The following is a 9309-nucleotide window of genomic DNA, read 5'->3' as shown; positions in this document are numbered from 1 at the left end:
GGACGCGCAGTCGAGGAGCCGAGCATGCCGAACCCGCCATCCCGACCGGCCGCGAGTGGACTCGCCGAAGCGCGCAAAGCGGTACTGGCGCTGCGCACCCGGCAGCACACCGCGAGCCACGGCGGCGGCACCCGGATCGAACCCGCCGCGCGGGACCGGCGGCTGCCGTTGTCGTTCGCCCAGCAACGGCTGTGGTTCCTCGACCAGTGGTCGCAGGGCCAGCCGGTCTACAACGCGCCGATGGTGCTGCGGCTCAAGGCCGACCTCGACGTGGACGCGTTGCAACGCGCGCTCACCGAGGTCCTCACGAGGCACGAGGTCCTGCGCACGCGCTACCCGAGCGAGAACGGCGTGCCGTACCAGCAGGTCGAGCCCGCACCGGACCGGGTTCCGCTGCCGGTCACCGACATCGCCGCCGGGGACGTGGACGCGTTCGTCGGCGACCTCGTGCGGGAGCCGTTCGACCTGGGCACCGGCCCGGTGTTCCGGCCGGCGCTGGGCCGGGTGAGCGCCACGGAGTACGTCCTGGTGCTCGCCATGCACCACATCGCCACCGACGGCTGGTCCGTCGAGATCATGCTGCGCGAGCTGATCACGAGCTACCAGCGCGCGATCGGCGCGCCCGTCGACGCCGTGCCGCTGGCCGTGCAGTTCGCCGACTACGCGGTGTGGCAACGGGACTGGCTGGCCGGCGAGGCACCGCAGGACCAGCTGCGGTACTGGCGGGAGCAGCTGCGCGACCTGCCGACGCTCGACCTGCCGACGGACCGGCCGCGGCCGGCGCACCGCACGCAGGCGGGGTCGATCGAGGAGGTCATGCTGCCGGGCCCGCTCGCGGAGAAGCTGTCCGCGTTCGCCATCGCCGAACGGGCCACCGTGCTGACCGTCGCGCTGGCCGCGTTCAACGTCGTGATGGCGCGCTACAGCGGCCAGGACGACATCGTGGTGGGGTCGATCTTCTCCGGCCGCACCCGGCCCGAGATCGAGCCGCTGATCGGGTTCTTCGCCAACACCCTGGTGCTGCGCACCTCCACCGCGGGCAACCCGACGTTCCGGGAGCTGGTGGCGCGCACCGGCAAGACCGTGATCGACGCGCACCTCAACCAGGACCTGCCGTTCGGCCGGCTGGTCGACGAGCTGAGCCCCGAGCGCGACCCGAGCCGCAACCCGCTGTTCCAGGTGTCGTTCACCCTGCAGCACGCGTCGGTGGAGTCCGCGACCGTCGGCGACCTGACCGCCGAGGTGTACTCGCCCGACATCGGAACCGCCCGCTTCGACCTCGCGTTCCAGGTCACCCAGGTGGCCGGGAGCGGGCTGCGGCTGTGGGCGGAGTACTCCACGGAGCTGTTCGACGCCGACCGGATCCGGCGGCTGTTCGCGCACTACCGGCGCGTGCTCGAACTCGTGCTCGACGCCCCCGAGACGCCACTGGGCCGGGTGCGGCTGCTCACCGACGACGAGTACGACTCGGTGGTGGTCGAGGCCAACCGGACGGAGCGGTCGTACGGCCCGCAGGAGCGCTGCCTGCACCACCTGTTCGAGTCCGTTGTGGACACGGCGCCGGACGCGGTCGCCAGCCGGTTCGCGGGCGCGTCGCTGACCTACCGGGAGCTCGACGAGCGGGCCAACCAACTGGCCCGGCACCTGTCCTCGCTCGGGGTGGGGCCGGAGTCGGTGGTCGGCGTCCTGCTGGAGCGCGGGCCCGCGCTGCCGACGGCGTTCCTGGGTGTGCTGAAGGCGGGCGGCGCGTACCTGCCGCTGGACCCCGACCACCCCGTGGCCCGGCGGGAGCTGGTGCTCGGCGACGCGGGCGCGGCCGTGGTCGTGACGACCACCGACCTGGCCGGGGGCGTGCCCGAGGGCGTGCGGGCGGTGTGCCTGGACGACCCGGCGGTCGCGGCGCAGGACACCGCGCGGCCCAACCTCCCCGTGCATCAGGACAACCTGGCGTACGTGATCTTCACCTCCGGCTCGACCGGGCGGCCGAAGGGCGTGCAGGTCTCCCACCGGTCGATCGCGGGCTTCACCCCGGCGGTGATCGAGCTGTTCGGACTGGAGGTCGGCGACCGCGTGCTCCAGTTCGCCAACCCGGCGTTCGACGTGAGCCTCTTCGACTTCTTCGGCGCGCTGTGCAGCGGCGCGACCCTCGTGCAGGCACCCCGCGCGGACCTGCTGGACCCGGTGCGGCTGACCGAGCTGATGCGGTCCGAGCGGGTCACCGTCACCGACCTGCCACCGGCGGTGCTGCGGCTGCTCGACCCGGCGGCCCTGCCGGACCTGCGGGCGTTGTTCGTCGGCCTGGAGTCGTTCCCCGGTGAGCTGGTCAACGCCTGGAACACCGGCAACCGGATGTTCCACAACGGCTACGGCCCCACCGAGGCGACGGTGGCGTGCGTCGACTACCTCTGCCCGCACGAGCACCACGACGCGATGCCGCCGATCGGCGTGCCGATGGCCAACTACCAGGCCTATGTCGTCGACCGGTTCGGCGAGCCGGTGCCGGTGGGCGTGCCGGGTGAGCTGCTGATCGGCGGGGTGGGCGTGGCGCGCGGGTACGCGGGGCGGCCGGACCTGACCGCGGAGAAGTTCGTGCCGGACCCGTTCGGCGCACCCGGCGGCCGGCTGTACCGCACGGGCGACCTGGTGCGCCGGCGCGCGGACGGCAACCTGGAGTTCGTCGGCCGGATCGACAACCAGGTCAAGATCCGCGGCCTGCGGGTGGAGCCCGCCGAGATCGAGCACGCCGTGATGGCGTTGCGCCAGGTCGAGGACGCGGCCGTGGTGGTGTCCGGCAGTGGCGGTGACGCCCAGCTCGTGGCGTACGTCGCGCCCGCGGCCGGTGCGACCGTGGACACGGCGGTGCTGCGGTCCGAGCTGAGCGAGTCGCTGCCGGTCTACCTGGTGCCGTCGACCTTCGTCGTGCTGCCGTCGCTGCCCCGTGCGGCGAGCGGCAAGCTCGACCGCGCCCAGCTGCCCAGGCCGGGCGCGGCGCACGTGCCGGAGACCTCCCCGCCCACGACGGCGACCGAGGTGGCGCTCGCCGAGATCTGGCAGGAGCTGCTCGGTACCGAGTCGATCTCGGTGCAGGACAACTTCTTCGCCATCGGCGGCACGTCGTTGAAGATCACCCAGGTGGCCACCAGGGTCCAGGAGCGCTTCGGGGTCCGGCTGGAGCTGCGGGACCTCTTCCTGCACGCCACCCTCGGCGGGCTCGCGGCGCTCGTGGAGGAACGGGAGCTGGCGGACGTCTCCCCCGACGAGCTGGCCGCGTTGCTGGACGCCGTCGACGGGCGGTCGTCGTGAACTTCCGCGAGGAGATCCGCGCGTTCTTCGCCTCCCGGCGCGTTCAGGACGAGGTCGCCGCGATCCGCGCCCTGCCACCGGAGGCGGAGACAGGGCGGCTCGCCGTCTACTCGTGGCTGGGTGAACGCGGCTGGCTCGCCCCGCACTGGCCGGAGCGCTACGGCGGCCTCGGCCTCGGTGTGGCGGAGGCGGCGGCGCTCACCGAGGAGATGCTGTACGCGGGCGTCCCGGACGACCTGCACACGTTGAGCATCGGCATCGTGGGCACGTTCCTGCTGCACAGCGGGACGGAGGCGCAGAAGCAGGAGCACCTGCCCGCACTGGCGCGCGGTGACCGGATGGCCACCGTGCTGTTCACCGAACCGTCGTGCGGCTCCGACCTGGCCGCCCTGCGCACCGAGGCACGCCCCGACGGTGCCGGCTGGCGCCTGCACGGCACGAAGATCTACAACCAGAAGTCGCAGTTCGCCGAGATGGCCCTGTGCGCGGCCCGCACCAGGGACAGCGGTGTCGGCATGGACGGCATCACGCTGTTCCTCGTGCCCCTCGACTCCGCGGGCGTGCACGTGTCCACCGTCGCGTCGATGGGCAACGACCGGTTCACCCAGGTCGTCATCGACGGGCTGCTGCTCACCGAGGACGCCGTCGTCGGCTCGGTGCACGACGGCTGGACGTTGATGAACTCGTTGCTGCTGCTGGAACGCACCGGCATCGACTTCCACGCCAAGGCGCGGGTCCTGCTGGACACCGTCCTCGACCGCGCCCGCGCCACCGGCCGCCTATCACCGGAGCTGGCCGAGCTGGACGCACGGCTGGCCGCGGCGCACGCGCTGGCGTGGCAGCAGGTGCACAACCTCGCGGCGGACCGGCCGTCACCGGGCGGGTCGGCCATGGCCAAGTGGTACGCCTCCGAGCACTTCCGGCCGATCCTGCGGGCCGCGGCGGAGGTCGACGGCCTGGACTCCGTGCTCACCTCGTGGGACGGCGGCGCACCCGCGCACGGGAGCGTCGAGTCGGCCTACCGGACCGGGCCGAGCCTGCGCCTGGCCTCCGGCACCTCCGAAGTCATGCTGTACCTCATCGCGACCGGGGAACTGGGACTGCTGTGATGCTGACCGACCTGTTCGACGACGACACCACCCCGCTGCTGCGCAGGCTGGGCGAACGGCCGCGGGGCGGCGGGGCACCGCAGGACGAGGAGACGCGCCGGCAGGTGCTGGCCGCGCTCGCGGACTCCGAGCAGTCCCCGGCGGAGGTGCTGCGGGCCGCCGAGCTGATGGGCGCCGCGCTGTACCAGAGCCCGTTCCTGGACACCGTCGCGGCCGCGGAGCTGTTCCCGCTCTCCCCCGGCCGCACCGTCGCGCTGGCGTTGCGGGAGAACGGCACCGACAACCCCGCCACGCCCGCGCCGTTCGTGCTGCGGGACGGCAGGGTCACGGCCGTGCGGCGGTTCGTGGCGTTCGCGTCCGATGTGGACGACCTGCTCGTCGTCGGTGGCACCGCGGCCGCGCTGGTTCCCGTCGAGCAGCCCGGTGTGCGGACCCGCCGGCAGGACGATGTCGGCCGTGGCGACCTGCACACCGTCGAGCTCCAGGACGCGGTGGCGCAGGTGCGGGACGTGACGGCCGACTACCCGGCGGTGCTGGCCAGGGCCCGGCTGCGGCACGCCGCGTACCTGGTCGGCGCGGCGCAGGCGGCGATCCGGCTGACCGCGGACCACCTGCGGGAGCGCAAGGTCTTCGGTCAGCCCCTGGCCAAGTCCACGGCCCTGGCGTACCGCTTGGCGGCGTTGCACGCGGAAGCCGAGGCCGTCCGTGCGCTGGTCGGCACGGAACCGAGCCCGCGGACGGGAGCGCAGGCGGTGCTGCTGGCCGGCGCGGTCGCCCGGCAGAGCGCGGAGGAGGCGGTGCACCTGCACGGCGCGCGCGGCATGACCGAGTACAGCGACGCGCAGCTGTTCTACCGGCGCGCGGCGGTCGACGCCCAGTGGTACGGGACGGCAACCGCCCTCCGCGCCGAACTGCTCGCGGCGCTGAGCGCCTGACCTGCTCCCCTGCCGTGCCCACGGCGTCTGCAAGTACTGCCAACACAGGTGTTGGCAGTACTTGCAGACGCGTCAGGGAAGCAGGCGGTGGGTGGACAGCAGGTCGTAGAACGGCTCGTGGTGCTTGCTGAACGCCGCGAGCGCCTCGTTGTTGTCCACCGTGTCCGCGTACGCGGTCGACGTGGCGGTGAACCCGGTGCTGTTGCTGACCGCCGTGTGCCACCGCGCGGAACGGGACCATTCGGAGCGGTCGCCGGAGGACCACGTCGTCGCCTCGGCGCGGTAGGTGATCCCCACGCGGTCGCAGTACGCGCGCAGCACCTCCGACGGCGCGCTGACCAGGTCCGCGGCGTCGAGCACGACGGGCACCTGCCCGCCCGCGTCGAGCACGGCCCGGTAGATCTCGTACTGGCCCTCGATGCCGATGTCCGAGCACACCATGTCCGGCTTGAGCGCGTAGAACGACGCCGCGATCTCGTCGGGGCGGCGGATCAGGAACGTGTGCCGCACCTCGGCCAGGAACCGGCGGTCGGCCAGGACCGCGTCGTAACGGAGGTCCGTGGTGTCCTTGAAGAACACCGTGCGGGTAGCCGACTCCTCCCGGATCGCCGCGATCAGGTCGGTGTGGGTGTGCACCTCGCAGGACCCGACGGTGGTCGAGCCGTAGTCGGAGATGTTGCAGAACGGCTCGTGCAGCGCGAGGAGCCCGTCGTGCTCGACCATCGAGCGGAAGAGCGCGGTCGACCGGGAGCGCGGGGCCGCCCACAAGGCGATGATCATGTGGCTTCCTTCCTGGGGTGCTCACGGTCCCCCAGGCCGCGCGGGCGGGACAAGCCAGGTATGTCCCCGACTTGAGGGTCCCGTGCGCCGGCCGCGATTCTCGGGACCGATTGGCGAAGGGCGGCCGCATGCGACTTGAGTCCACAGCAGACGGATGGGCGCCGGCCCCACCGCGCCGGGTGCCGCGCGCCGGTCGCGGTGACGGACGGCTGCCCTGCTCACCGGCGCAGGAACGGCTGTGGTTCCTCGAACAGGTGGACCCAGGCTCGCCGGCGCACGTCGTCCCGGTCGCGGTGCGGTTCACCGGCGACCTCGACGTGCCCGTGCTGAGCCGGTGCCTGGACGAGGTCGTGCGGCGGCACGAGGTGCTGCGCACCAACATCGTCGAGCGCGCCGGCGTGCCGTACCAGGTGGTGAGCCCGCCGGCGCCGGTGCCGTTGCCGGTGCGGGACATCAGGGACGCGCCCGACGTCGAACGGGCGGTGCTGCGCGAGGCCGCGACCGCGTTCGACCTGGCGACGGCGCCGATGCTGCGGGCGAGTCTGCTGCGCGTCGACGATCGCGTGCACGTGCTGCTGCTGAGCATCCACCACGTCGCGTGCGACGGCTGGTCGATCGGCGTGCTCCGCGCGGAGCTGACCGCGTTGTACGAGGCGTTCCGCGACGGCCGGCCGTCCCCGCTGCCGGAGCTGCCGGTGCAGTACGGCGACGTCGTGGTGTGGCAGCGCGACCGGCTCCGCCGCGGCGAGCTGGACGCCCAGCGGGAGCACTGGCGGACGGCGCTGGCCGGTGCGGGTGAGCTGCTGCTGCCGGCGGACGGCTCGCGGTCCGCCGCCCGGACCGCACGCGGTGACACCATGGCGTTCCGGTTGTCACCGGACCTCGTCACGTCCGTCGGCGCCGTGGCGGCCACGGCGGGGACGACCCGGTTCGCGGTGCTGCTGGCCGCGTTCACGGCCGTGCTGTCGCGGTGGAGCGGCCAGGACGAGGTGGTGGTCGGCTCCCCCGTCGCCGGCCGGTGCGCGGCCGAGACCGAGCCGGTGGTCGGGCTCCTCGCCAACACCCTCCCGCTGCGCCTGGACCTGTCCGGCGACCCGGCGTTCGCCGACCTGGTCGCCGCGGCCGGTGAGGAGCACCGCGCGGCCCTGGCCAACCAGGACTACCCGTTCGACCTCGTGGTCACCGACGTCGGCGCCGGCCGCACGGACGGGCTGGCGCCGCTGGTCCAGGTGGTGCTGGCGCTGCGCGACGCACCGCCCGCGCCGGTGCGGCTCGGCGGGCTGGTCGTCGAGGAGCTCCCGGTCCGGTCGGTGGCCACGAAGTTCGACGTGGCGCTCGACCTCGTGCCCAGCGCGGACGGCGGTGTGGACGGGCGCCTGGAGTTCAGCGCGGACCTGTTCACCCGCGACACCGCGGCCCGGATGGCCGACGCCTTCGTGCGGCTGCTGCGGCACGGCGTGTCCCGGCCGGACGAGGCCGTGTCGGCGCTGCCGCTGATCGCGCCGGCCGAGAGCACCCGGATCACCGGCGAGCTCAGCGGTCACAGCTCCGCCGCGCCGTTCGAGGGCCCGCTGACCGTGCACGGCGTGGTCGAGCAGTGGGTGGAGCGGACTCCGGACGCACCCGCCGTCGTCTTCGGGGACCGCACGCTCACCTACGCCGAGCTGGACGCGCGCGCCAACCAGCTCGCGCACCGGCTGCGGGCGCTGGGGCTGACGTCCGAGCAGCTCGTCGGCGTCTCGCTGCCGCGGTCGGAGCTGGTGGTCGTCGCGGTGCTCGGCATCCTGAAGGCCGGTGCGGCCTACCTGCCGCTGGACCCCGGCTACCCGCGGTCGCGGGTGGCGCACATGGTGCAGGACGCGGCCGCGCCGGTGGTCCTGACGCACTCCTCGGTCGAGACCGGGGACCTCGACGGCCCGGTCCGGTTCCTCCGCCTGGACACCGAGTGGCCCGCGGACGAGCCCGTCTCCCGGCCGGACGTCCCCGTGCACGGCGCGGGGCTCGCCTACGTGATCTACACGTCCGGTTCGACCGGCCAGCCGAAGGGCTCGGCCAACGAGCACGCCCGTGTGGTGAACACGCTGCACGGCGTCAACAACGCCTACGACCTCACGCAGGAAGACCGCGTGCTGGCGGTCTCGTCGCTGAACTACGACATGTCGGTCTACGAGGTCTTCGGCACGCTCGCGGCGGGCGCGACCGTCGTCGTGCCGAGCGACGAGGAGACCGCGGACCTCGACCGGCTGTTGGACCTGCTGGTGCGCCAGGAGGTCACGGCGTGGAGCTCGGCGCCGGCGCTGCTGGACGCTCTGGTCGGTCACGCCGGCCGGCGCGGCGGCATGCCCGGTGTCGTGTTGCGCGCGGTCGGCCTGGGCGGTGACCGGATGCCGCCCACGCTGCCCCGCCAGCTCACGGACCTGCTCCCCGGCATCCGGCTGCTCAACCTGGCCGGCATGACCGAGACGTCGTACTGCAGCCTCGCCCACCGGCTGACCCGCCGCAGCTACGCGGGCGGCGTGCCGTGGGGCAGGCCGTTCGCGAACCACCGCATCTACATCCTCGACCGGCACGGCCGGCCCGCACCCGTCGGCGTGCCGGGTGAGCTGTTCATCGGCGGAGCGGGTCCCGGCCGCGGCTACTGGCGGCGGCCGGGGCTGACCGCGGACCGGTTCCGGCCCGACCCGTACGGCCAGGAGCCCGGCGGCCGGATGTACGCCACCGGTGACCACGCGCGGTTCCTGTCCAACGGTGACGTCGAGTTCCTCGGCCGGCTGGACCAGCAGATCAAGGTCCGCGGGTTCCTGGTGGAGCCCGGCGAGGTCGAGGCGGAGCTGGCGACGCACCCGGCGGTGCGCGAACCGGTGGTGATCGCCTTCGACGACGCCGGCGGCGAACGCAGGCTGGCCGCGTACGTGCTGCTGCGCGGCAACCACCGCCCGTCCACCGCCGAGCTGCGCGGCTACCTGGCCGCGCTGCTGCCCGAGCACATGGTGCCGTCGGTGTACGTGGTGCTCGACCGGTTCCCGCTGCTGCCCAGCGGAAAGCTCGACCGGGCCGCGCTGCCGGCGCCGTGGGCGGACCCGCCAGGCGAGGCCGTCGTGACCGCTGCCGACGACGACGTGCGGGTGCGGCCGCGGGGGTGAGCCGGGGAGATCCCCGACTGTCCCGGACACCGCGGGACC

5 protein-coding genes are annotated in these 9309 nt (G+C 73.5%); 4 read left to right on the top strand and 1 reads right to left on the bottom strand.

The window, feature by feature from the left end:
- The first annotated feature begins 24 nt into the window (after positions 1 to 24).
- The 3 genes from ACZ7CD_RS07755 to ACZ7CD_RS07745 are packed head-to-tail and all read left to right on the top strand — an operon-like array spanning position 25 to position 5347.
- Positions 25 to 3303: a non-ribosomal peptide synthetase gene (locus ACZ7CD_RS07755; protein WP_470378560.1), complete on the top strand. Its 3279-nt coding sequence runs from the start codon at positions 25 to 27 to the stop codon at positions 3301 to 3303.
- Positions 3300 to 4412, top strand: a complete 1113-nt coding sequence (locus ACZ7CD_RS07750) for an acyl-CoA dehydrogenase family protein (protein WP_458432373.1) — start codon at positions 3300 to 3302, stop codon at positions 4410 to 4412. Before ACZ7CD_RS07755 ends, ACZ7CD_RS07750 begins: the two co-directional genes overlap by 4 nt.
- The gene (locus tag ACZ7CD_RS07745; RefSeq protein WP_470378559.1) at positions 4412 to 5347 is read left to right on the top strand and encodes an acyl-CoA dehydrogenase family protein; all 936 of its coding nucleotides are present in this window, start codon (positions 4412 to 4414) and stop codon (positions 5345 to 5347) included. The genes ACZ7CD_RS07750 and ACZ7CD_RS07745 overlap by 1 nt, the downstream gene beginning before the upstream one ends.
- Positions 5348 to 5419: 72 nt before the next feature.
- Here ACZ7CD_RS07745 and ACZ7CD_RS07740 read toward each other — a convergent pair whose 3' ends face one another.
- Positions 5420 to 6127, bottom strand: a complete 708-nt coding sequence (locus ACZ7CD_RS07740; RefSeq protein ID WP_470378558.1) for a sulfotransferase-like domain-containing protein — start codon at positions 6125 to 6127, stop codon at positions 5420 to 5422.
- Positions 6128 to 6255: 128 nt separating this feature from the next.
- Between ACZ7CD_RS07740 and ACZ7CD_RS07735 the strand changes: the two genes are divergently transcribed.
- Positions 6256 to 9270, top strand: coding sequence for a non-ribosomal peptide synthetase (locus ACZ7CD_RS07735; protein ID WP_470378557.1), 3015 nt, complete (start codon positions 6256 to 6258; stop codon positions 9268 to 9270).
- Positions 9271 to 9309: the final 39 nt, after the last annotated feature.

This window comes from Lentzea sp. NPDC036949 (genome assembly GCF_055608075.1).
This window is presented reverse-complemented; position numbering and strand designations above follow the sequence as displayed.

What these genes read in the sequence shown, in the direction of transcription:
- ACZ7CD_RS07755 (WP_470378560.1), top strand. Translation starts at nt 25, where the DNA reads ATGCCGAACCCGCCATCCCGACCGGCCGCGAGTGGACTCGCCGAAGCG.
- ACZ7CD_RS07745 (WP_470378559.1), top strand. Translation starts at nt 4,412, where the DNA reads ATGCTGACCGACCTGTTCGACGACGACACCACCCCGCTGCTGCGCAGG.
- ACZ7CD_RS07740 (WP_470378558.1), bottom strand. Translation starts at nt 6,127, where the DNA reads ATGATCATCGCCTTGTGGGCGGCCCCGCGCTCCCGGTCGACCGCGCTC.
- ACZ7CD_RS07735 (WP_470378557.1), top strand. Translation starts at nt 6,256, where the DNA reads ATGCGACTTGAGTCCACAGCAGACGGATGGGCGCCGGCCCCACCGCGC.